This window comes from Haloarcula sp. H-hyl2 (genome assembly GCF_056934385.1).
The window spans coordinates 564904-590016 of record NZ_JBRIIJ010000002.1 but is presented as its reverse complement, the minus strand read 5'-3'; the positions used below and the strand labels follow the sequence as shown (position 1 = coordinate 590016).

The 25113-nt window shown below is 65.5% G+C and carries 26 protein-coding genes; 14 read left to right on the top strand and 12 right to left on the bottom strand.

Annotated elements, in window-relative coordinates; genetic code table 11:
• Positions 1–2: 2 nt before the first annotated feature.
• Positions 3–644, bottom strand: a complete 642-nt coding sequence (locus tag Hhyl2_RS12840) for an Era-like GTP-binding protein (RefSeq protein ID WP_284006638.1) — start codon at positions 642–644, stop codon at positions 3–5.
• 922 nt (positions 645–1566) lie between these two features.
• Here Hhyl2_RS12840 and Hhyl2_RS12835 point away from each other — a divergent pair.
• Positions 1567–3123 (top strand): Cdc6/Cdc18 family protein, encoded by a 1557-nt coding sequence (locus Hhyl2_RS12835; RefSeq protein WP_483551166.1) that lies wholly within the window; start codon positions 1567–1569, stop codon positions 3121–3123.
• Here the strand turns inward: Hhyl2_RS12835 and Hhyl2_RS12830 are convergent.
• Positions 3120–3851 carry a S24/S26 family peptidase gene (locus tag Hhyl2_RS12830; RefSeq protein ID WP_483551165.1) on the bottom strand — a complete coding sequence of 244 codons (732 nt, stop codon included), beginning with the start codon at positions 3849–3851 and terminating at the stop codon, positions 3120–3122. The genes Hhyl2_RS12835 and Hhyl2_RS12830 overlap by 4 nt on opposite strands.
• A 42-nt stretch (positions 3852–3893) precedes the next feature.
• Positions 3894–4532 carry a S26 family signal peptidase gene (locus Hhyl2_RS12825; RefSeq protein WP_483551164.1) on the bottom strand — a complete coding sequence of 213 codons (639 nt, stop codon included), beginning with the start codon at positions 4530–4532 and terminating at the stop codon, positions 3894–3896.
• Positions 4533–4613: 81 nt separating this feature from the next.
• Here Hhyl2_RS12825 and Hhyl2_RS12820 point away from each other — a divergent pair, with 81 nt between their 5' ends.
• Complete coding sequence (locus tag Hhyl2_RS12820; RefSeq protein WP_483551163.1) at positions 4614–6182, top strand: DNA-directed DNA polymerase II small subunit; 1569 nt, start codon at positions 4614–4616, stop codon at positions 6180–6182.
• A 318-nt stretch (positions 6183–6500) separates the two neighbouring features.
• A complete protein-coding gene (locus Hhyl2_RS12815; protein ID WP_483551162.1) occupies positions 6501–6953 on the top strand; it encodes a pyridoxamine 5'-phosphate oxidase family protein in 453 nt (150 codons plus the stop codon).
• Here Hhyl2_RS12815 and Hhyl2_RS12810 read toward each other — a convergent pair.
• Positions 6939–8750 carry a PAS domain-containing sensor histidine kinase gene (locus tag Hhyl2_RS12810; RefSeq protein ID WP_483551161.1) on the bottom strand — a complete coding sequence of 604 codons (1812 nt, stop codon included), beginning with the start codon at positions 8748–8750 and terminating at the stop codon, positions 6939–6941. The genes Hhyl2_RS12815 and Hhyl2_RS12810 overlap by 15 nt on opposite strands.
• Before the next feature lie 148 nt (positions 8751–8898).
• On the opposite strand from Hhyl2_RS12810, the gene Hhyl2_RS12805 reads away from it, so the two are divergent.
• Positions 8899–10197 (top strand): O-acetylhomoserine aminocarboxypropyltransferase/cysteine synthase family protein, encoded by a 1299-nt coding sequence (locus tag Hhyl2_RS12805; protein ID WP_483551160.1) that lies wholly within the window; start codon positions 8899–8901, stop codon positions 10195–10197.
• A gap of 6 nt (positions 10198–10203) precedes the next feature.
• Here the strand turns inward: Hhyl2_RS12805 and Hhyl2_RS12800 are convergent, their stop codons facing one another.
• Entirely contained in the window at positions 10204–10674 is a 471-nt protein-coding gene (locus Hhyl2_RS12800) for a hypothetical protein (protein ID WP_483551159.1), read from the bottom strand.
• Positions 10675–10891: 217 nt separating this feature from the next.
• On the opposite strand from Hhyl2_RS12800, the gene Hhyl2_RS12795 reads away from it, so the two are divergent.
• Positions 10892–11032, top strand: a complete 141-nt coding sequence (locus Hhyl2_RS12795) for a hypothetical protein (RefSeq protein WP_483551158.1) — start codon at positions 10892–10894, stop codon at positions 11030–11032.
• 11 nt (positions 11033–11043) lie between these two features.
• Here the strand turns inward: Hhyl2_RS12795 and serB are convergent, their stop codons facing one another.
• Positions 11044–11676, bottom strand: coding sequence for a phosphoserine phosphatase SerB (serB, locus tag Hhyl2_RS12790; RefSeq protein ID WP_483551157.1), 633 nt, complete (start codon positions 11674–11676; stop codon positions 11044–11046).
• A gap of 105 nt (positions 11677–11781) precedes the next feature.
• Between serB and Hhyl2_RS12785 the strand changes: the two genes are divergently transcribed.
• A complete protein-coding gene (locus tag Hhyl2_RS12785) occupies positions 11782–12261 on the top strand; it encodes a cupin domain-containing protein (protein ID WP_483551156.1) in 480 nt (159 codons plus the stop codon).
• Here the strand turns inward: Hhyl2_RS12785 and Hhyl2_RS12780 are convergent.
• Both Hhyl2_RS12780 and Hhyl2_RS12775 read right to left on the bottom strand, forming a co-directional pair.
• Positions 12258–12890: an HD domain-containing protein gene (locus tag Hhyl2_RS12780; RefSeq protein ID WP_483551155.1), complete on the bottom strand. Its 633-nt coding sequence runs from the start codon at positions 12888–12890 to the stop codon at positions 12258–12260. The two genes, Hhyl2_RS12785 and Hhyl2_RS12780, sit on opposite strands and share 4 nt — an antisense overlap.
• Positions 12891–13092: 202 nt before the next feature.
• Positions 13093–15288, bottom strand: coding sequence for an ATP-dependent DNA helicase (locus Hhyl2_RS12775; RefSeq protein ID WP_483551154.1), 2196 nt, complete (start codon positions 15286–15288; stop codon positions 13093–13095).
• Positions 15289–15364: 76 nt separating this feature from the next.
• On the opposite strand from Hhyl2_RS12775, the gene Hhyl2_RS12770 reads away from it, so the two are divergent.
• Positions 15365–16114 carry a hypothetical protein gene (locus tag Hhyl2_RS12770; protein ID WP_483551153.1) on the top strand — a complete coding sequence of 250 codons (750 nt, stop codon included), beginning with the start codon at positions 15365–15367 and terminating at the stop codon, positions 16112–16114.
• Positions 16115–16120: 6 nt separating this feature from the next.
• Here the strand turns inward: Hhyl2_RS12770 and Hhyl2_RS12765 are convergent, their stop codons facing one another.
• Positions 16121–17107, bottom strand: coding sequence for a cation diffusion facilitator family transporter (locus Hhyl2_RS12765; RefSeq protein WP_483551152.1), 987 nt, complete (start codon positions 17105–17107; stop codon positions 16121–16123).
• Between the two features lie 67 nt (positions 17108–17174).
• Here Hhyl2_RS12765 and Hhyl2_RS12760 point away from each other — a divergent pair, with 67 nt between their 5' ends.
• Positions 17175–17684 carry a metallophosphoesterase gene (locus Hhyl2_RS12760; protein WP_483551150.1) on the top strand — a complete coding sequence of 170 codons (510 nt, stop codon included), beginning with the start codon at positions 17175–17177 and terminating at the stop codon, positions 17682–17684.
• A 157-nt stretch (positions 17685–17841) separates the two neighbouring features.
• Here Hhyl2_RS12760 and Hhyl2_RS12755 read toward each other — a convergent pair whose 3' ends face one another.
• Positions 17842–18528: an ArsR/SmtB family transcription factor gene (locus Hhyl2_RS12755; RefSeq protein WP_483551149.1), complete on the bottom strand. Its 687-nt coding sequence runs from the start codon at positions 18526–18528 to the stop codon at positions 17842–17844.
• Between the two features lie 160 nt (positions 18529–18688).
• On the opposite strand from Hhyl2_RS12755, the gene Hhyl2_RS12750 reads away from it, so the two are divergent.
• Entirely contained in the window at positions 18689–18814 is a 126-nt protein-coding gene (locus Hhyl2_RS12750) for a DUF7859 family protein (RefSeq protein WP_483551148.1), read from the top strand.
• 108 nt (positions 18815–18922) lie between these two features.
• Positions 18923–20014, top strand: a complete 1092-nt coding sequence (locus Hhyl2_RS12745) for an aminopeptidase (RefSeq protein WP_483551147.1) — start codon at positions 18923–18925, stop codon at positions 20012–20014.
• A gap of 31 nt (positions 20015–20045) precedes the next feature.
• On the opposite strand, the gene Hhyl2_RS12740 is transcribed toward Hhyl2_RS12745, so the two are convergent.
• Positions 20046–20774, bottom strand: a complete 729-nt coding sequence (locus tag Hhyl2_RS12740; RefSeq protein WP_483551146.1) for a class I SAM-dependent methyltransferase — start codon at positions 20772–20774, stop codon at positions 20046–20048.
• A 132-nt stretch (positions 20775–20906) separates the two neighbouring features.
• Here Hhyl2_RS12740 and Hhyl2_RS12735 point away from each other — a divergent pair, with 132 nt between their 5' ends.
• The 4 genes from Hhyl2_RS12735 (at position 20907) to Hhyl2_RS12720 (ending at position 23784) form a co-directional block, all read left to right on the top strand.
• Positions 20907–21281 (top strand): YccF domain-containing protein, encoded by a 375-nt coding sequence (locus Hhyl2_RS12735; protein ID WP_483551145.1) that lies wholly within the window; start codon positions 20907–20909, stop codon positions 21279–21281.
• A gap of 145 nt (positions 21282–21426) precedes the next feature.
• Positions 21427–21750 (top strand): DUF7577 domain-containing protein, encoded by a 324-nt coding sequence (locus Hhyl2_RS12730; protein ID WP_483551144.1) that lies wholly within the window; start codon positions 21427–21429, stop codon positions 21748–21750.
• Positions 21751–21893: 143 nt separating this feature from the next.
• On the top strand, positions 21894–22859 hold the full coding sequence (locus Hhyl2_RS12725) for a carbohydrate ABC transporter permease (protein ID WP_483551143.1): 966 nt from the start codon (positions 21894–21896) through the stop codon (positions 22857–22859).
• Positions 22860–22899: 40 nt separating this feature from the next.
• Entirely contained in the window at positions 22900–23784 is an 885-nt protein-coding gene (locus Hhyl2_RS12720) for an ArsR/SmtB family transcription factor (protein WP_483551142.1), read from the top strand.
• Positions 23785–24039: 255 nt separating this feature from the next.
• Here Hhyl2_RS12720 and Hhyl2_RS12715 read toward each other — a convergent pair whose 3' ends face one another.
• A complete protein-coding gene (locus Hhyl2_RS12715) occupies positions 24040–25068 on the bottom strand; it encodes a radical SAM protein (RefSeq protein WP_483551141.1) in 1029 nt (342 codons plus the stop codon).
• Between the last annotated feature and the right edge of the window lie 45 nt (positions 25069–25113).

The window sequence follows — 25113 nt, the reverse complement described above, 5'->3', positions numbered from 1 at the left end:
GATCACCCGAAGTACTCCGCGATCTTGTCGTACACTTCGTCCATGTTGTCTCCTTCCAGCGCCGAGAGCGGGATCGTCTCGTGCTGGGGATACGCGTTCCGGATCCGCTGGACCGACGAATCCTCCAGGTCGATCTTGTTCGCGAGGATCAGGACTGGGAGGTCCTGGCTCTCGATGATGCCGATGAGCATGGTGTTGACCTGCGTGAACGGGTCGGTCGCCGAGTCCAGGACGTAGATGACGCCGTCGACGTCCTCCCGGAGCCAGTGCATCGCTTCGGCGACGCCTTCGGTGGCTTCCCGGGAACGACGGACCGCGTCGTCCTTCTCCATGTCGTGTTCGAGAAACTCCGTGTAGTCGACCTTCGTCGTCACACCGGGTGTGTCGACGATGTCGATGGTGACGGTCTTCCCGTCGCGCTCGATCTCGACGTTCTCTTTCCGGCGTGCTCGGCGAGTCTCGTGTGGCACGTGACTCTCCGGCCCGACGGCGTCGCCGGTCCAGTCCCGAGCGATACGGTTCGCGAGTGTCGTCTTCCCAGCGTTCGGTGGCCCATAGATACCGATCCGCTTGGGGTCCTCCTCCGAGAACAGTGTCGATGCTGCCCGTGAGATGCTGTCTTTGAGGTTTGTTAGCAGTCCCATCCTATCCTCCCGCCGCCCGGACGTGCCGGTATGGCGGCTTCTGGCTGTAGAAGACAGTGGAATTTACTTAAGCCTACGTCAGACAAACATAATAATCCGGATAGGTTTGTCAGGCCGTGACATCCCCACTGGTGAAGAGGTGTTCCCCTCCTGGACGATACGTCCACGCCCCTTCGGTGAGGGTGTTCCCACGGATTCGAGCTTTCGTCGTCCGCTCGTCGACAACTCGGAGGAGTATCGACCGAAGCCCCCCACCCCTTCGTTTCGAGTGGAACCGATCACCCCCGTGGGGTGGGATCCGCGGAATCCGGCCTCGACGGGAAGAGAAGGGGGTGTTGGTCACTAGGACGCGCTGACACGAATAGAGACGAACTAGGTTCTAGTCGGCCTAGAGAGTTTGAAACACTAGTATAACACTAGAACCATCTAGAAAGAGATCTTTTCTTTCTAGTGCGGCTTTGGTTTAGATGGCTACTATATAAATCCTTCCTAGTCTAGAGCCGTATCCACTCGAACCCCTCCCCCCACCCCCGGTCCCTCTCGCCGTTCCACGGGAAACGAAGGGGTGGGGGGGTTCGGGTCACAGGTTCCTGCCGACACCGGGTCCACTCAGATGCCCAGAACAGATCCAACGGCTCCATCCCGGTCGGCCACGGATTCGACAACCGGTCCAGCTATCAGTCGAGGCTAGGCCGAGCTTACCGCTTCCGACCACCCCACCATCGTTTCTAGTCCACTCTCTCCCAGACTGATACGCTGGACCGAAATATTTAATATCCAATCACGCACGGTTTCAGGTGGTTCAACTGGACGCACCCGAGAGTGTGGAATCCCGGCAAAACCGGTGTTTCGACACCGCTATCTCCCGCTTTCTCGGTGCGTACTACGCTTTCCACCCGAAACAGGGGGGTTCCCATCCACCATGACCGATCCAATCGACCGACCGGCCGAGGACCACAACTCGTCAGGGGAATCGGGCGACGGAGACGGTCCAATGCCCCACGACGACGGCGAGGAACGCACAACGAGTCGCCCAGACCTCGACGACGTCGTCCTCGACAACCTCGACACCGGGACCGACGACTCCGACGAGGCGTCGCGAGGATTGTTCGACGACCTCCTCGAGGGTGAACCCATCTTCGAGAACAAGGAGGTCCTCAGACCGTCTTACACCCCCCACAAGCTCCCCCACCGGGAGGAACAGATCAACAATATGGCGACCATCCTGGTGACTGCTCTCCGGGGTGATACCCCCTCGAACATCCTCATCTACGGGAAGACGGGGACGGGCAAGACCGCCAGCGCGAAGTTCGTCAGCGAGGAACTGGAGACGACGTCCCAGAAGTACGAGGTCCCCTGTGAGGTCGAGTACATCAACTGCGAGGTGACTGACACGCAGTACCGGGTGCTGGCCCAGCTGGCCAACAAGTTCATCGACAAGAACGCCGACGTCATCGACGAGCAGGTCGCCGACCTGGAGGACCTTCGATCTCGCGCACGCGAGGATCCAACCGCACTCGACGGGACGGAGTTCGACGCAGTCACGGCTATCGACGAACGGATCGACTCGCTGGAGGCTGACAAAGCCGGCTTCGAGGAGGTCCCGATGACCGGGTGGCCGACCGACCGCGTCTACAGCTCCTTCTTCGACGCCGTCGACTACCACGAGCGGGTCGTCGTCATCATGCTCGACGAGATCGACAAGCTCGTCGAGAAGTCCGGTGACGACACGCTCTACAACCTCTCGCGGATGAACTCCGAACTGGAGAACTCCAGAGTCTCGATCATGGGCATCTCGAACGACCTGAAGTTCACCGACTTCCTCGACCCCCGAGTGAAGTCCAGCCTCGGCGAGGAAGAAATCGTCTTCCCACCCTACGACGCCAATCAGCTCCGGGACATCCTCCAAGCCCGGTCGGATGTCGCGTTCAAGGGCGACGCGCTCTCGGACGACGTCATCCCGCTGTGTGCGGCCTTCGCCGCACAGGAACACGGCGACGCACGACGGGCGCTCGACTTGCTCCGGACGGCCGGCGAACTCGCGGAGCGGGGCCAGACCGACCAGGTCGAGGAGGCCCACGTCCGCCAGGCCCAGGAGAAGATCGAACTCGACCGGGTGGTCGAGGTGGTCCGGACGCTCCCGACCCAGTCGAAGATCGTCCTCTTCGCCATCATCCTCCTGGAGAAGAACGGTGTCCACAGCATCAACACCGGCGAGGTGTTCAACATCTACAAGAACCTCTGTGAGGAGATCGACGCCGACGTGCTGACACAGCGGCGCGTGACCGACCTCATCTCGGAACTGGACATGTTAGGTATCGTCAACGCGGTCGTCGTCTCGAAGGGGCGCTATGGCCGCACGAAGGAGATCTCCCTGTCAGTTCCGACCGAGGAGACCGAAGCGGTCCTCCTCTCGGACTCGCGGCTGGGTGACATCGACGACGTTCAGCCGTTCGTCCAGGCGCGCTTCGACAACTAGACCGCCGGAGCGAACGAGTTGGTGGCGACTGCCGTGTCGGACGCGTTCGTAGGGACGGCAGTGCCGGACGCGCTGGTGGAGACGGCCACCGTTCTCCCTGCCCGGTTCCAGCCGAGTCGAATCTCGCCCAGTAGCGGCACGCGCATCTCGGCCGTCCCGATGACCCATTCGGGACGCACGACGCCACTGATGCCGCTGGCCTGGTCGTAGGCGTCGTTGGTGTACTCGTTGTCGCCCTTGGTGATGAATCCGGCGTGGGGCGCGGGACAGTTCCGGAGTTCCTGGCAGTTGTCCGCGGCGCCGACCGCGTCCTCGTCGGCGCGGTCGTACCAGTTCTCGTCGGCATCGACCCAGAGCCGCGCACGGTGGATGATCGGTGTCCGGCGGTCGCTCCCGTCCGGCTTGTAGACGATGACGTCGCCTGCACTCGAAAAGCGGGTGTAGCCGTCCGCCTGTTGGGTGGTGACGACACCGTCGACCGCGTTCTCGCCCGCAAAGCGCTCCTCGGACATGACGAACACCATATCGCCCTTGTCGATGTGGGGCTCCATACTGGAAGATTCGACGGCGACGAGCGGTGGCCAGACGCCGCTGACGGCGAACAGGAGCGCGCCGACGAGGAGGACGCTCCCGACGCTACTCAGGATATCGAGGAGGTAGGCGAGGGTCTCGGGCTCCTCGGTGTCCTCGGACTCCGAATGCGTCGGATGCCGGTCGGTGCCGTCCATCGGTTTCGGCCTTTACACAGCCGGGCTATCAACTTTCCGTTGTCAGGGTCGGGCGGCCTCGACCGCCGAGGACCGGCGGAGACTGACCCAGCCGAGGCCCGGCGCTCTCGCTTCGGCAGTCCCGATGATCCACTCGGGCCGGACGGGTGCGCTGATCGGTTGCCGGCCGAGCTGGTCGTAGCCGCTGTTGAAATCCCCCTTCGTGATGAACCCGCCGTGCGGGGCGGGACAGTGGGTGAGCTCCCGGCAGTTGTCGGCGGTACCGACAGCGTCCTCGTCGGCGCGGTCGTACCAGTTCTCGCCGGCGTCGACCCACAGCATCGCGCGATGGATGACCGGTGTCCGTCTGTCGTTCCCGTTGGGTTCGTAGATGATGACGTCGCCGGCACGACCGAACCGTATGTAGTCGGTCTCCGTGCCCGCCGCGGCTGTGACGATCCCGTGGGTCGCGCTGTCGCCGGGGAACCGCTCTTCGTCCATGACGAAGACCATATCGCCCGTCTCGATGTTGGGCTCCATGCTGGGGCTCTCGATGGCGACAAGCGGCGGCCAGAGGCCACTGACTGCGAACACGAAGAGGCCGACCAGTGCGACGGCGGCGACGCTGGTCACCACGTCCCGGAGATAGAGCAACAGCCGTGAACCGTCCCCTCCGTCGCTGTCATCGTCGTCGGCCGGCATTCGTCTGGAGTTCTCGGAGCCGCGCAATCAAGGTTGTGTCGGGTCCGGCAGTCTTTTGCTCTCGTACACGGACTGTCGAACGTGCCTCTGGAGACGCCGGCACGCATCGTCAGTGAACTCGCCAGTCGCGGCTACAACGCCGAGCGCGAGGCGATCACCCACATCGCCGACGCGCCCGACCCGGAAGCGACGCTCGCACGCGCACTGGAAACGATGCCCCCGGACGCGCTGAAGCTCACTGCCGACCACGTCGAGAGCGTCCGCAACGGCGAGCAATCGGGCGATACTGCGACGGACCGCGCGCCCTCGTCTCCACGAACCGACGACACCGACTCCCCGACTGAATACCCCTCTACTTCGACTGGAAACCCACCGACAAAATCCACAGATACCGGTGGCGATGTTCCACCTGAAACGAAGGGGTCGCGCGACGTCGATCTGGCGTTGCGGTCCATCGAAGTCGCCAACGACATGACCGGCCACTCGACCGGGACCGGCGAGTACCAGGACTTCGTGACGGTGTTCCGAGACCGCTACGAGAAGCTCTCGTCGCACCTCCGCGGTCGGGTCAACCACCGCCCGACCGACGCCATCGAGCGGATGGGCGGGGGGAGCGAGGCCGCACTCATCGGGATGGTCTCGGACATCCGGACGACCGCCAGCGGCCACTGGCTCGTCGAACTGGAGGACACCAAAGGGACCTTCCCGTGTCTGGTGATGAAGGACCGCCCCATCGCGGACCTGGTCCAGCAACTCCTTTTCGACGAGGTCATCGCCGTCGAGGGGACCCTGGCCGACGACGGCGGCATCCTCTTCGTCGACTCGCTGCACTTCCCCGACGTCCCCCGGACCCACAGCCCCTCGACAGCCGACCGGCACGTCCAGGCGGCGCTCATCTCGGACGTCCACGTCGGTAGCCAGGAGTTCATGGCCGACGCCTGGCACCGCTTTACCGACTGGCTCCACACGCCCGCGGCCGAACACGTCGAGTACCTGCTGATCGCCGGCGACATGGTCGAGGGTGTCGGCGTCTACCCGGATCAGGACGAGGAACTGGACATCATCGACGTCTACGAGCAGTACGAACGGTTTTCGGAGTATCTCAAGGAGGTCCCCGGCGACATGGAGATCAGGATGATCCCGGGCAACCACGACGCGGTCCGTCTGGCCGAGCCCCAGCCCGGTTTCGACGAGGAACTCCGCGATATCATGACCGCCCACGACGCTCAGGTCCACTCCAACCCGGCGCTCGTGACGGTTGAGGGCGTCACCGTCCTCATGTACCACGGCGTCTCGCTGGACGAGGTCATCGCCGAACTCCCCGACGAGGAGGCCAGCTACGACGAGCCTCACAAGGCGATGTACCAGCTCCTGAAGAAACGCCACGTCGCCCCGCAGTACGGCGGCCACACCCGCCTGGCCCCCGAGGACCGCGACTACCTGGTCATGGAAGAGGTCCCCGACGTCTTCCACACCGGCCACGTCCACAAACTCGGCTGGGGGAAGTACCACAACGTGCTGGCGCTGAACTCGGGGTGCTGGCAGGCTCAGACCGACTTCCAGAAGTCCGTCAACATCGACCCCGATGCCGGGTTCGCGCCCATCCTGGATCTGGACACGCTGGATATGACCGTTCGGAAGTTCGCCTGACCACTTTTTACGCGAGGGCATCACGCTCGCCACGGGCGAGCGCTCAACCCCCGCGCAAAAACGTGGGAAAAAGGCCGGAATCTCGGCCTTCGGCCTCGATTCCGGGGAAACCGCTCGCCGCTGGCGAGCGGTATGCTCCCCGCATAGCCCTGCCTTTCCCCGACACGCTTGGCTGCGACTGCTGTCGCAGCACTCGCGCCTGGCCACAGACCATCATCGAGTGCAGTCGGCGGGTACGTCGTCGTATTCGCCCACTATGGAGGGTCCGCCTGACGTCCCCACTCCAACGTATTTCCGCCACGCTCCCGAACGCTGCCCATGGACGTCGTCGAGAACACCCTGTCAGTCCCCGTCGAGGCGTTCCTCGACCGCCCGCTGTTCTGTTTCCTCGCCCAGTCCTCGGCGTCGGGGCCCCGCGTTTCGCCGCTGTGGTTCCTCTGGGAGGACGGCCAGGTGTGGCTCATCGCCCAGGAGGATGCACGCTCCTATCCCGACCGAGTCCGGGCGTTCCCCGAGTCGGCGCTCGCAGTCGTCGACTTCGACCCGAAATCGGGGCGTGTCGAACACGTCGGGATGCGCGGCCGGGCGACGCTGGAACCGTACGACGCCGACCGGGCCGAGCGGCTGCTGGCGTCGTATCTCGGGCCGGACCGGTCGGCCTGGGACGAGCGGTTCCGTGGGCTGGACGGCGACGGCTACTCGCTCGTCCGGTTCGATCCCGAGACGGTCGTCGCCAGGGACCAGTCCTACGCTGGCTCACTCGTCGGCTGAGTCGTCCTCGACGCCAGCGAACTCGAAGCGAGCGCCCCCTGCCTCGCTCTCGATCACGTCGACAGTCCACCCGTGGGCCGTAGCGATGGTGTCGACGATAGAGAGGCCGAGGCCGCTCCCGTCGCCGGCCGTGGTCCCCTCGAAGAGCCCCCGCCGGTCGCCCTCTCGCATCCCAGGTCCGTCGTCGCTGACGAAGAAGCCGTCCCGGACACTCCCGACGGTCACGGTGACGGCCGGTCCGCCGTGTTCGACGCTGTCAGCGGACTCCGTCCGATTGCTCGTGGAGCCGTGCTCCACGGCGTTGCGAAAGAGGTTCTCGAACAGTTGCTGGAGGCGCATCGGATCGGCGGTGACGGTGCCGAGGTCGTCCCCGACCGAGAGGGTGGCGTCCTCGGTGGCGGTGGTCTCCCAGGCTGCCCGCGCCGCATCGGCCAACTCGACCGACTCCCGGTCGCCGAGTACCTGTCCCTCGCGGGCGAGTTCGAGGATGTTGTCGACGAGGCTTTCCATCCGGTCGAGTGCGTCGGCGACCGCCGAGAGGTGGTCGCTGTCGCCGTCGTTCGCGCGGGCGAGTGCCAACTGTCCGCTGGCGACCGACAGCGGGTTCCGGAGGTCGTGGCTGACGACGCTCGCGAACTCGGCGAGCCGTTCGTTCTGGCGTTCGAGTTGCGTCTCGTACTGCTTGCGTTCGGTCACCTCGCGGAACGCGGCGACCGTCCCCACGAACTCGCCGTCTTCGAGCGGTAACAGCGCCAGATGTGTGTCGAACAGACGGGTCTCGCCGTCGGCCGTCGTGACGGGTGTCGCGTCCTTCCAGACGCGTTCGACGTCGTTCTGCGAGGAGAGGAGCTGTCGGACTGCGTCCTCGTACCAGGCCGCGATATCGGGGGGCATGTGTCCCGCCTCGATGAGGTCCCGGTAGTCGGTCCCGACGAACTCGGTCGGCGTGCGGCCGAACAGTGAGGCGAACGTCTCGTTGACCCACAGGAACGTCCCGTCCTCGTCGAGGACGTGCAGGCCGACGGGGGCGACCTCGATGATCGACTCCCGGAGTTCGAGTTCGGCCGTGCGCTGTTCACGTTCGGTGACGTCCCTGGAGTTGATGACGACACCCTCCAGTTTCGGGTCCGCGAGTCGGTTCCGTCCGATCGACTCCAGCGTCCGGTACTCGTCGTCGGCTGTCTGGATCCGGTAGGTCAGCCGCCGGACCTCGTCGGGGTTCCGACAGAGGGCGGCGAAGAACGATGCGACGGCGTCTCGGTCGTCGGGATGGACCAGCGAGAGCGGGTCGAGACCGATCACCTCGTCGGGCTCGTACCCGAGTACGTCTCTGACGGTCCGGTTGATGTACGTGATCCGCCCGTTCCGGTCGTAGATCGCGATGATGTCCGAGGAGTACTCGACCAGTTGCTCGTGGTCTTCGGAGCCCGAGCGGTCGGCCCTCACGATGTCGGCGACGGCGGCGGCGACGTCCTGGGACGTTTCTTCCATCCTGGTGGCGACGAGGTACTGGTCGATACCGGCCTCGACCGCGCGGGCGGCGAGGCTCTCGCCCCCGTCGAACGCGACCAGTACCGTACCGACCGACGAGGATGCAGCCACCAGGCGGTCGAGCCCGTCCGCGACGTGGTCGGTGACGACGAAGCAGTCCACCCCCGAGTCCGGCTGTTCACGATCCAGGTCGGCGGGTTCGACAGTCCGGACCGTCACCCCATCAGCCGTCTCCAACGGCTGGCCGAGCGCCGCGTATGTCTCGGGAACGACGAGCAGTACGCTCGTCCCCGGCGGTACCTCCATAGGCGTGCTAACGGACTACAGGGGTATAGTTCTTCCAGCAGCGAACCGGTTCGGGCCGCCGCGGAAGATTCGCCGGTATCTCGGAGCAGTGGCCGGGGTCTCCGGAGGAATCGGGCTTTAAGACCTGGCCGCGTGACTGACTGGCTGTATGAGCGACGACACCGAACGCGGATTCGAGACGAACGCACTGCACGTGGGCCAGGAGGACCCGGACCCGGCGACAGGGTCCCGCGCCCCGCCGCTGTACCAGACGACGTCCTACGTCTTCGAGGATGCCGAGGACGCCGCACAGCAGTTCGCACTGGAGAAGCCAGGACACATCTACTCCCGGCTGATGAACCCGACCGTCGGACTGTTACAGGAACGGCTCGCCAAACTCGAGGGCGGCGTGGGCGCTGTCGCGACCGCCTCCGGGATGGCCTCGCTGAACCTCGCGACCTTCCTGTTGGCGGATGTCGGCGACAACGTCGTCACCGCCTCCTCGCTGTACGGCGGGACCTACACCTACTACACCCACACCGCCCCGCGAAACGGCGTCGAGACGCGGTTCGTCGACACACTCGACTACGACGCCTACGCCGAGGCCATCGACGAGGACACCGCCTACGTCCACTGCGAGACCATCGGGAACCCAGCGCTGGTGACACCGGACTTCGAGCGCCTGGCCGAGATCGCCCACGACCACGGTGTCCCCTTCTTCGTGGACAACACGTTCGCGACGCCGTACCTCTGTAACCCGCTCGAACACGGCGCCGACCTGGTCTGGAACTCCACGACGAAGTGGATCCACGGCCACGGGACGACCGTCGGCGGGGTGCTGGTCGACGGCGGCTCGTTCCCGTGGGACGAGCACGAAGAGAAGTTCCCCGAGATCGCCGGCGACAACCCGGCCTACCACGGCGTCAACTTCCGTGACCGCTTCGGCGACGCCGCGTTCACCTACGCCGCCATCGCCCGCGGTCTGCGGGACCTGGGCTGCCAGCAGTCCCCCTTCGACGCCTGGCAGACGATGCAGGGTCTGGAGACGCTGCCGACGCGGATGGACCGCCACTGCGAGAACGCGATGGCCGTCGCGGAGTTCCTCGACGACCACCCCGAGGTCTCCTGGGTCACATACCCTGGCCTCGAGGATCACGAGACCCACGACCTCGCGACGAAGTACCTCGACGGCGGCTACGGTGGCATGATCACGTTCGGCCTCGAAGCCGGCTACGACGCCGCCCGCTCGACCGTCGAATCGACCGAGATCGCCAGCCTGCTGGCCAACGTCGGCGACGCGAAGACGCTGATCATCCACCCGTCCTCGACGACCCACCAGCAACTCTCCGACGAGGAGAAAGCCGCCGCCGGCGTCACCGACGACATGGTCCGGCTCTCGGTCGGGACCGAGTCCGTCGCGGACATCAAAGCCGACCTCGACCAGGCTATCGGTCAGGCGACCCAGTAGCTAGCGTCACAGGAGTCCCGAGCCGACCCACACCAGCGGCACCAGTACCACGAGGTACGCTGCCGCCGACAGTGCCCAGTCCCGCCCGATCGTCGTGACGCGCTGGCGGGCGAGGCCGGGTCGGGGCAACACGACACCGACGAAGAACGCCACCATGAGGGCGAACAGCACGACCGTCGTCACGAGATAACTCACCGTCGAGACGCCGCCGAGCAGTCCCTCCACCAGAAACAGCAGCGTCACGAACAGGGGGCCGGTCCCGCCACCGGCGACGTAGTGGACTGCCGAGGCCAGCCGTCCGGGCGCCGTATCCGGCGACTGCTCGGTGAGGACCCCGGCGGCGACCGTCGGCGGTGTCTCACCTTCCGGCAGCCGTGCCATCACGATGTCCATCCCCAGCGTCGCGACCACACCCGCGACCACGCCGAGGACGATTCGCAGTGCGACACCGATCGACGCTCCGGGTTCGACGACCATGCGCGAGGCTCAGGACTGGGCGTACTTCTGGCTACCGCCGACACGCGCACCCGCTTGACAGCTCACTACCTGAACAGCTATGTCCATTATATTGCCCTATTTGTGTCCGTATAGTGTCCTCAAACGATATTAGGTGTATGATACGAAGGAATTTATGGGGGAACGACAATTTTGTCAACCGTACGCTGGCAGCAGGGTGCCAGCGACGGAGTAAGCCATGTCCATCATCCAGCGCCTCACGAACACCGTTCGCAGCCAGGGTCGCACCTACGTCTGCCGGTTCTGTCGCCTCTCGTTCGAGAAACAGCGGACGAACTGTCCCGCCTGTGGGTGTAGTACGATCGAACCCGACCGGTAGTCCGAACCGCTCTACAGGACGCCTTCGGCTTCCAGCAGGTCCTGTAGTTCGGCCATCGTCGAGACGGTGACGTCACACGACGGCTCGACGGCCGGTTTCGGCTCGAACCCGATGGCCAGTCCTGCCACTTCCAGCATCGGCAGGTCGTTGGCGCCGTCGCCGACGGCGACGGTGTCGGCCATGTCCTCGCCGACGATGGCGGCGGCGACCTCCAGTGCGTCGTCCTTGGTCCCCTCGATGAGCGGTCCCTCGACCTCGCCGGTGAGTTCCCCGTCGACGACCGGGAGCCGGTTGGCGACGATGGCGTCGACCTCGACACCCTCCTTCGCGAGTGCGGCCTCGACACCGCGGTCGAACCCACCGGTGAGAATCGCGACGAAGACGCCGGCCTCGCGCAGCGCCGCGATGACCTCGGCCGCGCCGGGGCGGAGTTCGACCTGGTCGAAGGCGGCCTGGGCCTGCTCGTCGGGCAGGGCGTCCAGGAGCGCACACCGCTGGCGCAGGCTCTCCGCGTACTCGATCTCGTCGTTCATCGCCCGCTCCGTGATGTCGGCCATGTCCTGTGCGGTGCCGTTCTGGTCACCGAGCAGGACCGTCATCTCCGAGTCCGAGAGCGTTCCGTCGAAGTCGAACGCGACTAGCATTACCCGCCCGTTTCGCGTGGAGCCCTTCAAACTATCCGGTTTCGGGTCGTCGTGGTTCGGCTGTTTGGCACGGCGCTTTTGGGTGCCGTCGCCCTGTGAACGTCCATGGAGCACGTCTCCGCCGACGAGATCGAACCGCAGGCGATGGGTGGCGATGTCGACCGACGAGGGCTCGCAGAGCCCCTGGGCGCGACGGACGTCGCGATCAACCGCTACGTCCTGGAGCCGGGTGAGGCCTTCTCGGGTGGGCTCCACGCCCACCTCGATCAGGAGGAACTGTTCTACGTCGTCGAGGGGACCGCGACCTTCGAGTACCGGGCCGACCCTGCCGGCGAGAGCGAGACCGTCACCGTCGGGCCGGCCGAGGCCGTCCGGTTCGCGCCCGGTGACTACCAGCAGGGCCGCAACGAGAGCGACGAGCGGGTCGTCGCGCTGGCGTTGGGCGCGCCCAAAGAGACCACCGAGGGTCGTGTCGCACAGCCCTGTCCGGAGTGTGACAGCGACGTTCTCGCGCTCGCACCCGCGGACGGGGGATTCCTGCTCGTCTGTCCCGACTGCGATGCGGAACTGGAACCGGACCTCTAGCGCTCCCCGGCGACCTCGGCGTCGAATCGGTCGACGAACCGCTCGACGAACGCCCGCCGGTCTTCGGCTAGCGCCCGCCCGGCGTCTGTGTACATCCGCTCTGGGAGGTCGAGGATCTTCTTGTGGAGGTGGTTGTACTGGGTCTGGCCGACCGCGGTCTGGTCCTCCGCAGGCGGGACCGCGCTGTCGTGGATGACCTCACCCAGTTCGCCGCCGTAGGTGAAACAGCGGGCGATACCGACGGCACCCAGCGCGTCCAGGTTGTCGGCGTCACACAGTACCTCGGCCTCGCGACTCGCCGGGTCGATGGCGTTCGAGTACCGGTGTGCCCGGATGGCCTGGGTCACAGTCTCGATACGGTCGGCGTCGATCCCGCGGCTGGTCAGTATGCGTTCGGTCTCGCTGGCACCCCACGACGCGTGGTCGTCGATCTCGCCGGCGTCCTCCTTCGCGCGGCCGACGTCGTGGAACAGCACCGCGAGTTCGACCGCCCGCTCGTCGACCGAGTACTCGGCGACCAGGCGATCCGCGAGCGCTTCGACCCGCTGGACGTGGTGCCAGTCGTGGGCGGGGCTCATCGACGTCTCGAAGTACGACCGTGCGACCGCTCGGAGGGACTCGGCTGGCATCGGTCTCTCCTCGGACCGGCCCACAAAAGACGTACCGAAACCGCCACTCGAACCCGTGTTCAGGGTTTGGGTGGCGGCCCGTCGTACGCCCCGGCAGCCACTTTTTCCGCTGCGGGTCGGCTCGTTCACGGTGTTCACGCCGCCGACCACTTGCGCAAAAACGTGGGGAAAAAGCGGGTTCTCGCTTCGCTCGAACCCGTGTTCAGGGTTTGGGTGGCGGCCCGTCGTACGCGTCCATATCCTGGTAGAAGTTCAGCATCGCGAACTTGAGTTTCTCCGGGTCGATGTCGACCATCTCCCGGCGCTCCTCCGGCGGGAACGCGCCCCGGACCGCGTAGTCGTGCATCTCCATCTCTGCGGCTTCGGTGTAGCGCTTGTCCAGCAGGATGCGAGCCCCGAAGTCCTCGGGCGAGCGGACCACTCGACCCAGGGCCTGTCTGGTCTTGCGGACCGTCGGGATCTCGACGGCGTAGCGCCAGCCAGCGTCATCGTTCGAGGACGTGCCGTCTTCGTTGTCGGCGAAGGCGGTCTCGTACGCCTCCTGGACCGCCTCCATCCGGTCGTCCAGATGGGGATACGGGACGCCGACCACGACGACGGTCCGGGCGTCGTCGCCGTCGTAGCTGACCCCCTCGCCGAGAGTCCCCCACAGCGAGGTGAAGAGGACGCCGTCGTCGCCGTCGACGAACGCCTCCCGGAGATCCCGTGCCTGTTTGCCGGGTTCGTCCAGGTAACGGGTCCCGCTGACCGCGACCATCTCGTAGTAGCGTCGGGCCTCGCTGTAGGACGGACAGAACACGAGCGTGTTGCCCGGCGTGAACCGGACCACGTCCTCCAGTGTCCGGGCGACGGTGCGCTGGGTCTCGGGGTCGTCGCGTTCGCTCGAAAAGAGGGCTGGCCCGTCGACGGCGTACGTTCGGCGCCGCTGTTCGGGGAACTGGGCCCCGTAGGCCATCGTCACCGGGTCGTCCAGCCCCACGACGTCCTCGGTGACGTCGAAGGGCCGCAGCGTGGCGCTCATCAGCACCGACGCGTGCAGTTCGTCGTAGAGGTCCCGTGTCACCTCTTCGGGAATGCAGGTGTATAGCTCCGCGCGGCCGTACACCTCGTCGGTGCTCTCGTCGCGGCGGACGCTGACGACGGGGTACTGTCCGGCGTCGTCGCTCTCGGAGAGCCAGCTATCGAGGAACGCCGCGGCCTGGAGGGTCTGGCACTCCTTGCGGGTGTCGAGTTGCCCATCCTTGAACTGCTCCTCGTAGCGGGCGTCCAGGTCACGGCCCAGTTCCACCGCCGTCGCCAGTTCCTCGTGGAAGCCCGGTCCCGTGTATCCCTGGAGGAACGCGAGCGTGAGGTCGTCTTTCCGGTCGTCGTTGGCGACCGTGACATCCGCCCAGTGCTCGTCGACCTGTTCGCGCTCGCCGAAGCCAAACGAGTCCTCGTAGGCCTCGACCAGCGCGTCCCGGAACGTCGCCAGGACGTTCTCGGCCGCCGGGGCCCGCTCGTCGTCGACCCCGTCGAGTTCGTCGATGGCCTGATCGAGGGTGTTCTCGGTCAGCGTGCGCCTGGCGTGGTCACGGGCCGCCGACTCGACGTTGTGGGCCTCGTCGAAGACGGCGATGATGTCCTCGGGGTCCCGGCCCAGCCAGCGGAAGAACTGCTCGCGGATGGTCGGGTCCAGCAGGTGGTGGTAGTTACAGACCACCAGGTCGACGCCGTCCATCCCCTCTTTCAGGAGTTCGTAGCCGCACATCCCCCGCTCGTGGGCGTACTCGTAGACGTCGTCGGGGGTACGAACGTCGTCGTAGAGCCAGGCGTAGAAGTCCTCGGTGTTCGCGGTGAGGTTGCGGTAGTAGTGGTCACACGTCGAGCGCTCCGCCTCCAGTTCCTCCAGGTCGTCCTGTAACTGCCGGAGTTCGTCGACGACGGCGTCGCGGGCCTCCATGGCCTCGCTGCTGCCCTCCTGGCCGGCTTCGAGCAGTTCGCCCTCACGCTGTTCGAGGTCGGCGATGTCCTGTTCGGTCTCGACGAGGTCGCGGGTGGTGTCCCGCAGCGCCTGGCACTCCTCGTAGTCGACGTCGATATGACACATCGACCCTTTCCCGCGGAACACGACGGCTCGCAGCCGTTCCTGGTCGGTGATCGCACGTGCGTCGGCGACGAACTGTCGCATCTGTTGGTGGACGTTCGTCGTGATGACGACGGTCTTGCTGGTCTCGCGGGCGTGTTCCAGCGCCGGGACCAGCGAGGCCAGCGTCTTCCCGGTGCCACAGGCACCCTCGAAGAGGACGTCCCGACCCGCCTCCAGCGCCTCGTAGATGGTGGCCATCGCCTCTTGCTGGTGGTCGTAGGGCTCCTCGTAGGGGAAAAACCGCAGGTAGCCGTCGTCGGTCGTCGCCACGCCCCCTGATTGGCCGTTCTCGGGCAAAAGGGTTCGCCCCGGCAGGTACTTCCGACGCGCGGCCCTCTGTAGCCGTATGTGGCGCCCGGCCGCCGTCGTCGTCCTCGTCCTGCTGGCGGGCTGTTCGGGGTTTCTCGGGAGCGACGCTGGGGGACCGGCGGAGACAGTGACGCCGGCCCCGGTCCCAGAGACGCCGACCGAGCAGCCGGTTCCGGTCCCACGCGCGAACGGTTCGGTCGACCTCCAGCGGGTGCTGGAACGTCACGATGCGGCGCTCTCGGGGCGGAGCTTCCACCGCCGCGTGGTCCGGGAGGGGCCCCGGAACACACGCGACGTCTGGGTCGACCGCGATGCCGACATCGTCCGCGTCAGGCGGACGTTCGGGCCGTTGGCAGACGACGCTGTCGTCGCCAACGGGACCCTCTATCGGGCGGTTTCGGACGACCCGAACCGGAACTACATCACGAGCGAGAGCGACGGCTCGCACCCGTACGTCAGCACGCTCTCCGGTATCCGACTGCTGGAGGTGTTCCTCTCGGACTACACCTACGAGCGCATCGGGACCGTCCGGCGCGATGGCCGGACGCTGGCGCTGTTAGCGACCAACGACACGGATATCCCGATCACCGCTGGCGACCCCGACCAGACCGTCGCGGTCCAGTCGCGGCTCTACGTCGACCGGGGCGGGATCGTCCGCTACGTCGATCACTACGAGCGACACTCCGACGGTGCCAACAGTACCGTCCAGATGCGGGTCACGACCGGCACTGACCGTATCGCCGTCCCCTGGTGGCTGGCAGACGTCGGTATCTACGACGGCGGCTGAACCGGGCTACTGCCCGGTCGCCGGGGTAGTCTCGGGTTCGATGTAGACCTTCCGGACGCTCTCGTTGGCGGCTTCGAGAGCGGTCTCGATCTCGCTGATGGCCTGATCGACGCCCGCGGTGTCGAGTTCAGGTGCGAACGCCACGTCGGCCGAGACCAGCAGCCGACCCGGCCCGAAGTAGACCGTCCGGAAGTCGACGATGTCGGTCACGTGCTCGTTGGCTCGGACGACGTCTTCCAGCGCCGTTTCCCCCTCTTTCGGGAGGCTCTCGCCGAGCAGCAACCGCTTGTTCTCCCAGGCCAGCGCCAGGGCGAAGCCCATCAGCATGATGCCGATGAACACTGCCGACAGTCGATCGAACACGGGGTTGCCAGTCTGCTGTGTGAGGAACAGCCCCACGAGTGCAATGACGATACCGGCCAGCGCGATTGCGTCCTCCGTCAGCGCGGTCAACGTGGTGACGTCGCTGGTCTTGCGGAACGCTTCCCTGTAGCCGCTCCAGTTGTTGGCGTCGATCTGGCGCTGCATCTCGGCGTTGGCCTTCCACAGTGCCCACGTCTCGAAGACGAACGCGCCCAGCAGGACGGTGTAGTTGACCCACAGCGGGTCCAGCCACGCCGGCGGCGTGTACTGGATGAACAGGAAGTCGATACCGCCGTGCGCGGCCTCCGAACCGTGCCCGCCGGCCGTGAGTTGACTGTAGCCGTGTTTCAGGCTCTCCCACCCCGCGATTCCGAACAGGAACACCGAGACGAGGAAGCTGTAGAAGAACTGTGCCTTGCCGTAACCGAACGGGTGTCTCCGGTCTCGTTCCTGACCGCTGTACCGGATACCGATCAGCAGGAACACCTGGTTCCCGGTGTCGGAGATACTGTGGTAGGTCTCCGACAGCATCGCGGCGCTTCCGGTCAGCAGGAAGCCGAAGAACTTCAGGATCGCGATGGACCCGTTGGCAACGAGGGCGGCGAGGACGACCGATCTGCTTCCAGCCATTAAGTGCTCACTCACCCCCCTCGTCCAAAGTGGTTCTGGATTTATACCAGGAATCCGTCTCTCCGGTATGCTCACCGTTATCTCGGATACCCACGGCACCGATAGTCACCGTCTGGCAGGTACGACGTTGGCGGCTGTCCGGACTGCCGACCACGTCGTCCACGCTGGCGATTTCACCACTGCGGCCGTTCTGGATGCCATCGAAGACGTGGCACCCTCGTTGACCGCCGTCATCGGCAACAACGATGCTGCAGCCGTCCGCGAGCGACTCCCGTCCGTCGCGACCTGCGAGTGGCAGGGGCTGACGGTACTGGTCGTCCACGGACACGAACACACGGAGACGGCACTCACGATGCTCGCGAGACAGGAGGGAGCCGATGTGGTGGTCGTCGGCCACTCACATCGGCCGGAGTTGCGGGCACGTGACGAACACCTGCTCGTCAATCCCGGTAGTTACGCCGACCCGCGGCGGTACCGGGCAGCCCACGCCGAACTCGACGCGACTGCCGAGCGTGTCCAGGCCCGTCTCCGCTCGCCCGACGGGAGCACGCTCGAATCGGTCCAGTGGGAGCAATGACGACACATGGAGTCGTGCCGGTGGTGGAATGCCAGTGTGGGAGTGTCAGACTGGATTCCACGGGCCGACGCACGTGAGTGTATACCACCCTGAGTAAAGGAGCTACTGGAGAGTCAAATACCCGTTTGACACTCCGGGAAACCGTCCGACAGCCGGTTCAAAAGCGGCGCTGCGTATACCACAACGCGGTCATCGCAGCGAGGACGAGCGCGCCGCCGGCGAAGAAGGCGACGCCCGGCGCGACCATCGCCGCGGCTTCGGCCCCACCCTGTGCTGCCCCGTCGATCGCACCCACGGCCGTGTCGGTGAACCCGCCATCGGCGACGGTCCCGTTCTCGGCGTAGAGACTGGGCGAAGGATCGGCCGTGTCGGCACTGCCACTGCGGACTGTCGGGCCGAACAGCGCCGAAAGGCCGCCACCGAACGCCTCCTGGACGAACGCACTCGCCAGCGCGACGATTGCGAGCCCACCGAGCAGGTTCGACAGCGCCGACCGCAGCCCGGAGGTCTCCTTTTCGTCGCCCGCACAGATGACCAGCGGCTGGTTCGCGGGCGCGAAGACGTCCATCTCGCGGCCTTTCTGTGAGTATGCGGTGTCGACGACTTCGACTGCCCCGGCCTTTTCGAGTTTGTCCAGATGGTACTGTGCGTTCTGGAGTGAGGTATCGACTCGGTCCGCGAGTTCCCCTGGCGGTGCTGGTTCGCGGTTGAGTTCGGCTAGGAGGTTCCGAGCGGTCTCTGCCGAGAGTGCGGACAGGACATCGTCCGCGTCCTCGCTGTCTACGCCGATGACCCGGGGCTCGGCGTCCGGCGTTGCCGGGTCCCGAGAGGGCAGCAGCGACATGGGCCAATGTATGTTCTATGAGGTTATGAGTCTTTGCCAAGGTCAGACACTCGTTGCACATATCGCTCAAACGCGGATTTCACTCTCGGAAATCGACCGCCTCGGGGCGTCTGACCGCCGGTGGCGAAACCTCTATGATGCACCGCTGACAAACGCCGGTATGGTCGACGTCATCACGCTGGGCATCCTGGCTGCCGTCCTGCTGTTCTTCTTTTTCATGTACCTCATGCTCCGCCGGACCTTCATGGGATTCAAAGAGGGGTTCCAGCAGAGCAAGAAGAAGTGACCGGCTGTGGTGACCAGGGCAGGAACGCGATAAACCCCAGTCGAGTCACTCGCCGTTGGAGGCTGTCGGGGACGAAAACTGTTTGAGGCCGTCGCTGGCAGTACCGGTATGGACCCGCGCATCCGCGAACACGCAGACGTCATCGTCGACCACTCGATCGATCTGAGTGCCGGTGACGACATCGTCATCGACGCCCACCCGGTCTCCGAGGACCTCGTTGTCGCCCTCCACGAGGCCGCCGCCGACCGCGGTGCGAACCCGCTGGTCGTCCAGGAACGACTGGGCGAGCGGTTCCGCCGGGCGTACCTCCGGAACCGCGACGAGTTCGAGACGCCAAGTCACGTCCAGGCCCTCTACGAGGAGATGGACGCCTACATCGCCATCCGCGGGAGCGCCAACGTCACCGAGACCAGCGACGTCGACCCCGAGACGACCAGCGCCTACCAGCAGGCCCAGCAACCCCTGTTGAACGAACGGCTCTCGAAGACCTGGTGTCTCACCCAGTTCCCCGCCGCGGCCAACGCCCAACTGGCCCAGATGTCGACCGAGGGCTACGAGAACTTCGTCTGGGACGCCGTCCTGAAAGACTGGGACGCAGTTCGGGAGCACCAGTCCCAGATGGTCGACATCCTCGACCCAGCCGACGAAGTCCGCATCGTCTCCGGGGACACCACCGACGTCCGGATGTCCATCGCCGGCAACGAGACGCTCAACGACTACGGCGAGAAGAACCTCCCCGGCGGCGAGGTCTTCACCGCCCCTGTCCGCGACAGCGTCGAAGGTGAGGTGCTGTTCGACAAGCCCCTCTACCACCAGGGCCGTGAGATCACCGGCGTCCACCTGCAGTTCGAGGACGGAACCGTCGTCTCCCACGGCGCCGAGAAGAACGAGGACCTGCTTACCGAGGTTCTGAACACGGACGAGGGCGCCCGCTACCTCGGCGAACTTGGTATCGGGATGAACCGCGACATCGACCGGTTCACCTACAACATGCTGTTCGACGAGAAGATGGGCGACACCGTCCACATGGCCATCGGCCGCGCCTACGAGGCCAACGTCGGCGAGGACAACGAGCAAAACGAGTCCGCGGTCCACGTCGACATGATCGTCGACATGAGCGAGGACTCGTATATCGAGGTCGACGGCGAAGTGGTCCAGCGGAACGGGACGTTCGTGTTCGAGGACGGATTCGAAGGATAAGGGAAGCACCCGCCGAACGGAGTGAGGCGGTTCACGCCTTCTCCAGTCTCGCCACGTACAGCGGCCCCTCGCGCTCGACCTCCGCGACGGTCCAGACGGTATCGGCCACCAACTCGCGCATCGTCTCGGGGGCGACGTGGAGGTAGTCGTGCCATTCGCCGGTGTAGCGGCGGTACCTGGTCCGGATTCGGAGCCGACCAGGGAGACAGCCACGCTCGCGGTTGCGCTCGTGGTAGTCGAGGTGCGCCTGATCGTCCGTATCGAGCGGGTCGAGGCTCTCCGCGACGAGGGTGGCGTCGTCGGTCGTCGCGTCGGCCAGCGCACCCAGGATTTCGGGCGCTCGCTCGGCGCTCTGGACGAGGCCGAAGTTGTTGCCCAGCATGACCGCCGAGTCGAAACCCTCGTCGAGTTCGCCGACGTCGGCGACGTCACACCGGCGGACGTCCGCGACGCCGCGGTCCCGAGCAACGGCCATCGCGCCCGGCGAGAGGTCGATGCCGGTCACGTCGTGGTCCCGTTCCTGGAGCGCCAGCGCGTGTCGGCCGGGACCACAGCCGACGTCGAGGACGTGGCCTTCGGCCCACTCGACGGCGGTATGCTCGCGGTCGTCCCACTCCTCGGGCGTCGAGAAGTAGATCTCCGGGCCGGCGGGGATGTCGACGAAGCCGTCGTCCCGTTCGATCACCTCGAATGCCTCGCCGTGGTCGTGGTAGTCCCGACACATCGCGCCGAAGGCGTCGGATTCGGGAAGGTCGTCCATACCTGGCAGTCGAAGACCGGGCCGAAAAGGCTTCGCCAGGTGTGACACTCGTTGGTTCACCACCGCGTGATTCGATCCACGAGCGCTAGCGCCGACAGGACACTTATCCCGACTGGCGGGGTAAGAGACAGTATGAGTGACCAACCCCCGCTCGTGGTCCGTGCCGTCTGGTTCGTCTTCGTCGGGTGGTGGCTCACCGGGCTCTGGCTCTGGGTGGCGTGGCTGTTGAACGTCACCATCATCGGCATCCCGCTGGGGATCAAACTGATCAACCGCGTACCGCTGGTCCTCTCGCTCAAGCGTCGTGACCCACCGATCGAGAAGCGGGATGCTCACACGCAGTACTCGCTCCCAGTCCGTGCCGTCTGGTTCGTCTTCGTTGGCTGGTGGGCCAGCGGCGTCTGGACGGGCCTCTCGTACGCGCTGATGCTGACCGTGGTCGGCATCCCACTCGGGGTCTGGATGTACAATCAGTTGCCCTTCGTGGTGTCGCTGTACCAGTACTGATACGGACCGCTCTCCGTCGCTCCCGTATCGACCGTCCAACATCGTGCGGTCGAACTGGAAGATAAGTCGAGCAGTACGTGTGAGACGCCGTGACAACTGTTAGCGAGAGCGAAGGATACTCGTCAATCCAGCCCTTTGGGGCCCTATGGCAATCGGACAGGTAGAACTCGCGTTCCGGGTCGCTGCCGGCCTGTTCGTCATCCTCGCGCCCACCGTTCTCTTCCTGGGGTTGTGGCGCGGACTCGAAGCGATGCGTGACGACGAACTGGTCCAGCGCGCCCAGCAGCGCGCGCGAGCCATGGAGCACGACGACGGCGGCTGGAGTGTCGACGCGGCTGCGATGGCGGCCGCGGCCACACGTGCCGATCCGATCCCCGACCAGATGGTCGCCTGTGACGTCTGTGGCGCACACAACCGCGACGACGTGACCTACTGCCGGGACTGTCTCAGCGAGCTATCGGACGACTGACCGATCGCATTCAAATCGAGATTTCATCTTACGGCGTGTTTAGGTCCCGATAGGCCGAGTTCTGCCTGTGCAACACAGCTACGGACCGTCTCCACGAACGCGACGTCAACGCGAACGAGCGAGCGCGATTCTCCTCCGGAGCGATGCGCTCTGAAGCCGCTCGGTCTGCCGATCGGGAACCCGAGGACGGCGCGGAGACCGACCGCCGTCGGGGTGACAGACTCGCCAGGTTGGCCGGGCCGCATCGTCGGCGGTTCGAGGGACTCTGCTTTCGGCTCGCGCTCGGCGTCTGTCTGCTCATCTCGCTCTTTCCCGTCTACTGGACCGCAGTCGTCGCCGTCACACCCCATCCACAGGTCTGGCAGACCGTCGGCATCGTCCCGGAAACCGTCTCGCCGGAGGGCGTCGTCCTCGCGCTGGACACGACGAACTGGGTGAACGTCCTGGGCAACAGCGTATTCATCGCCACGCTGACGACGGTGTTCGTCCTCGTCGTGGCGACGCCGGCCGGCTACGCCTTCGGGCGGCTGGAGTTCCCCGGCCGTCGGCCGCTGTTCGTCGCGACACTGCTGGTCGCCGTCGTCCCGCCACAGTCCATCGCGATGCCGCTGTATCGGATTTTCAGGGGCTATTCCGACATTTTCGGCCTGTCCCCGCCGGAGCTGTTCGATACGCCCGCCGCCATCGTCCTCCCGTCGAGCGCGCTCGTCCTCCCGCTGGCTATCGGCCTGCTCACCGTCTTCTTCCGGGGTGTCCCCGACGACCTGGAGGACGCGGCCCGTATCGCAGGCGCGACCCGGTTCCAGGCTATCCGCCGGGTCATCTTCCCGCTGGCTCGACCCGGCGTCGTCAGCGTCGCCACGCTCGTGTTCATCGAGGCGTACACGGAGTACTTCTTCACGACGTTCATGACGACCGGGCCGCGGGGTATCGGCTACACTGTCCAGTCCCGTCTCCAGGAGCTGGTGACGCCGCTGTGGCAACTGGGGTACCCGAACATGGTCGCGGCCGCCTCGCTGATCGGCCTGATTCCGCCGTTCCTGGTCATCCTCTACATGAGCGGTCAACTCGATAGCTGGCTGTCGGCGTGGGGCTCGGCGACGGGCTAGCGCCGGCACGTTCAAATCCCGGTCGGTCCATGCCAAACCCATGAGCGAGCCAGGCCTGATCGAGGCGGCCGACCCCGACGAGGCCTTCGCCGCCCTCGCGGATGCCACCCGCGTCGACATCCTCCGTGCGCTGTGGGACGAACAGGGCGAGACGCTGACGTTCTCGGAACTGCGCGAGGCCGTCGGTGTCGCCGACTCCGGCCAGTTCAACTATCACCTCGACAAGCTCACCGACCGCTTCCTGACGAAGACCGACGACGGCTACGAACTCACACTCGCCGGTATCGCCGTCAACGGTGCCATCCACGCCGGCGCGTTCACGATGGACGGCTCCGTCGACTCGTTCGACCTCGACGACCCGTGTCCGGCCTGTGGACGCTCCCGGACGTTCAGCTACGAGGACGAACGGGTCCGCATCGAGTGCGAGGAGTGCGAGTCAGTCGCCACGGCGATGGTTCCGCCCGGCGTGTTCGCCGCTTACGACCGCGGGCAGTTCCCCGCAGTCACCAGCCGCTACTTCCGCACCATCTTCGGCCATCTCTCGAACGGCTTCTGCTGGGACTGTGAGGGCCCCATCGAGACGACGATTCTGACGGTCGGAGAGATGCGCGAGGTGGAGACGCCGACCGACCGGGACGACCTCCCCCTGGTCCGCTACGAGTGTACCCGCTGTGGCTCGGAGATCACCGGCGACCTCGGGGTCGCGCTCGTCGATCACCCCGCCGTCGTCGCCTTCTACCACGACCACGGGATCGACGCCCGGGAGCACCCCTTCTGGGAGTTCAGCGCCTGGAACACCGATCTGGCCCGGATCGACCGGGACGATCCGCTCCGAGCGACGGTCCGCTACACCATCGACGACGCGACGCTGACGCTGACCGTCGACGACGATCTGGACGTCCTCGACGTCGAGCGCGTGGACTGACACGACCGCCCTCAATCAGCTGCCCGCCGTCGGTCAGTCGCCCGCCGCGGCCTGCCCGTTCGCCGCACCGCCCGAGACCGGCGTCCGTTCCACGACGGTCCCGTCGTAGGTCGGATTCTGTACGACCACCTTTTTCCGGTTCGGGTGGCCTCACTGCGTTCGGCCACCGCTCACCGCAAAAACGTGGGCGAAAAAGGCCGAACGCTCGGCAGAGCCTCGCGTTCGGGGAAATGGCTCGCTTCGCTCGCCGTATGCTCAGTCGCCCGCTGCGGCCTGCCCGTTCGCCGCACCGCCCGAGACGGGCGTCCGTTCGACCACCGTCCCGTCGTAGGTCGGATACTGCTCGACGATCTCGCCCTTCTCGACGTCGCCGTCCTCGACCATCTCTTCGAGGAGCCACCAGGCGAGTTCGACGTGGTCGGATTTGGCGGCGTAGAACTCCTCGGGGACGCCCAGGTCGACGAAGCGCTGCTCGCTGGCCCAGGTCTTCCCGTAGACGAGGGTGCCGTCCTCGGTCACCTCGTCGAAGGGTCGCCGGATGTTCCGGGCCATGCGTTTGAGCCGCGAGCGGTGCTGGGCGGCGTCCTTGAAGACGCTCGTACAGAAGTAGACCTTCTCGTGGTCGCCCATCTGTTCGAGGATGTCGTGGCTCCCCTCGACGGCGCTCATGTGGTCGTCCTTGAGTTCGAAGCCCTCCTCCTGCATCCGGCGGTAGTTCCCGTCGGACATCTCGAACTCGTTGATGTTACAGAAGTCGGCGGCGCCCTCGTCCAAGAACTCCAGAAATTCGGGTTCGGCGCGGATCCCGGGGATCTCGAAGGCGGGTGTCAGCCCCTCCTCCCGAGCGATGTAGAGGATCTCCTCCCACTCGGTCCCGTGCATATCGCCCCACAGTTCCAGCGGCGGGTGAAAGCGGATCTCGTCGAGGCCGGCCTCCGAGAGGCGGCGCATGTTCTCGCGGCCGCCCGTGATACCGGTGTAGAGGTGGGTGTGGTGGTCCTCGCCGAACTCGTCTTTCAGGAGTTCGAGGTAGTGACAGGTCCGGTCGAGTACCTCCTGTGGTTCGCCACCCGTGATGGAGGTCCCGAGCGCGCTCATCCGCTTGGCTTCCTCGATGACGTCCTGGTCGGACTCGACGGGACGCTCGTTGGCGTACATCTGGGTGACGTTCTTCCGATTTTCTCCGAGCGGGCAGTAGAAACAGTCCCGCTGGTCGCAGTAGCCGTAGACGAACAGCACCATCTTGCCGCCTTTGGCACACTGTTCGCAGCCCTCGGAGATCATTGCGTGTCCAGAGACACATCGTCCAGCGGGAAAAAGCGTGCGCAT

What these genes read in the sequence shown, in the direction of transcription:
- Hhyl2_RS12770 (WP_483551153.1), top strand. Translation starts at nt 15,365, where the DNA reads ATGTGGCGCCCGGCCGCCGTCGTCGTCCTCGTCCTGCTGGCGGGCTGT.
- Hhyl2_RS12805 (WP_483551160.1), top strand. Translation starts at nt 8,899, where the DNA reads ATGAGCGACGACACCGAACGCGGATTCGAGACGAACGCACTGCACGTG.
- Hhyl2_RS12740 (WP_483551146.1), bottom strand. Translation starts at nt 20,774, where the DNA reads ATGGACGACCTTCCCGAATCCGACGCCTTCGGCGCGATGTGTCGGGAC.
- Hhyl2_RS12825 (WP_483551164.1), bottom strand. Translation starts at nt 4,532, where the DNA reads ATGCCGGCCGACGACGATGACAGCGACGGAGGGGACGGTTCACGGCTG.
- Hhyl2_RS12720 (WP_483551142.1), top strand. Translation starts at nt 22,900, where the DNA reads ATGAGCGAGCCAGGCCTGATCGAGGCGGCCGACCCCGACGAGGCCTTC.
- Hhyl2_RS12815 (WP_483551162.1), top strand. Translation starts at nt 6,501, where the DNA reads ATGGACGTCGTCGAGAACACCCTGTCAGTCCCCGTCGAGGCGTTCCTC.
- Hhyl2_RS12810 (WP_483551161.1), bottom strand. Translation starts at nt 8,750, where the DNA reads ATGGAGGTACCGCCGGGGACGAGCGTACTGCTCGTCGTTCCCGAGACA.
- serB (WP_483551157.1), bottom strand. Translation starts at nt 11,676, where the DNA reads ATGCTAGTCGCGTTCGACTTCGACGGAACGCTCTCGGACTCGGAGATG.
- Hhyl2_RS12755 (WP_483551149.1), bottom strand. Translation starts at nt 18,528, where the DNA reads ATGTCGCTGCTGCCCTCTCGGGACCCGGCAACGCCGGACGCCGAGCCC.
- Hhyl2_RS12780 (WP_483551155.1), bottom strand. Translation starts at nt 12,890, where the DNA reads ATGCCAGCCGAGTCCCTCCGAGCGGTCGCACGGTCGTACTTCGAGACG.
- Hhyl2_RS12750 (WP_483551148.1), top strand. Translation starts at nt 18,689, where the DNA reads ATGGTCGACGTCATCACGCTGGGCATCCTGGCTGCCGTCCTGCTGTTC.
- Hhyl2_RS12715 (WP_483551141.1), bottom strand. Translation starts at nt 25,068, where the DNA reads ATGATCTCCGAGGGCTGCGAACAGTGTGCCAAAGGCGGCAAGATGGTG.
- Hhyl2_RS12785 (WP_483551156.1), top strand. Translation starts at nt 11,782, where the DNA reads ATGGAGCACGTCTCCGCCGACGAGATCGAACCGCAGGCGATGGGTGGC.
- Hhyl2_RS12840 (WP_284006638.1), bottom strand. Translation starts at nt 644, where the DNA reads ATGGGACTGCTAACAAACCTCAAAGACAGCATCTCACGGGCAGCATCG.
- Hhyl2_RS12800 (WP_483551159.1), bottom strand. Translation starts at nt 10,674, where the DNA reads ATGGTCGTCGAACCCGGAGCGTCGATCGGTGTCGCACTGCGAATCGTC.
- Hhyl2_RS12745 (WP_483551147.1), top strand. Translation starts at nt 18,923, where the DNA reads ATGGACCCGCGCATCCGCGAACACGCAGACGTCATCGTCGACCACTCG.
- Hhyl2_RS12735 (WP_483551145.1), top strand. Translation starts at nt 20,907, where the DNA reads ATGAGTGACCAACCCCCGCTCGTGGTCCGTGCCGTCTGGTTCGTCTTC.
- Hhyl2_RS12725 (WP_483551143.1), top strand. Translation starts at nt 21,894, where the DNA reads ATGCGCTCTGAAGCCGCTCGGTCTGCCGATCGGGAACCCGAGGACGGC.
- Hhyl2_RS12795 (WP_483551158.1), top strand. Translation starts at nt 10,892, where the DNA reads ATGTCCATCATCCAGCGCCTCACGAACACCGTTCGCAGCCAGGGTCGC.
- Hhyl2_RS12730 (WP_483551144.1), top strand. Translation starts at nt 21,427, where the DNA reads ATGGCAATCGGACAGGTAGAACTCGCGTTCCGGGTCGCTGCCGGCCTG.
- Hhyl2_RS12835 (WP_483551166.1), top strand. Translation starts at nt 1,567, where the DNA reads ATGACCGATCCAATCGACCGACCGGCCGAGGACCACAACTCGTCAGGG.
- Hhyl2_RS12765 (WP_483551152.1), bottom strand. Translation starts at nt 17,107, where the DNA reads ATGGCTGGAAGCAGATCGGTCGTCCTCGCCGCCCTCGTTGCCAACGGG.
- Hhyl2_RS12760 (WP_483551150.1), top strand. Translation starts at nt 17,175, where the DNA reads ATGCTCACCGTTATCTCGGATACCCACGGCACCGATAGTCACCGTCTG.
- Hhyl2_RS12830 (WP_483551165.1), bottom strand. Translation starts at nt 3,851, where the DNA reads ATGGACGGCACCGACCGGCATCCGACGCATTCGGAGTCCGAGGACACC.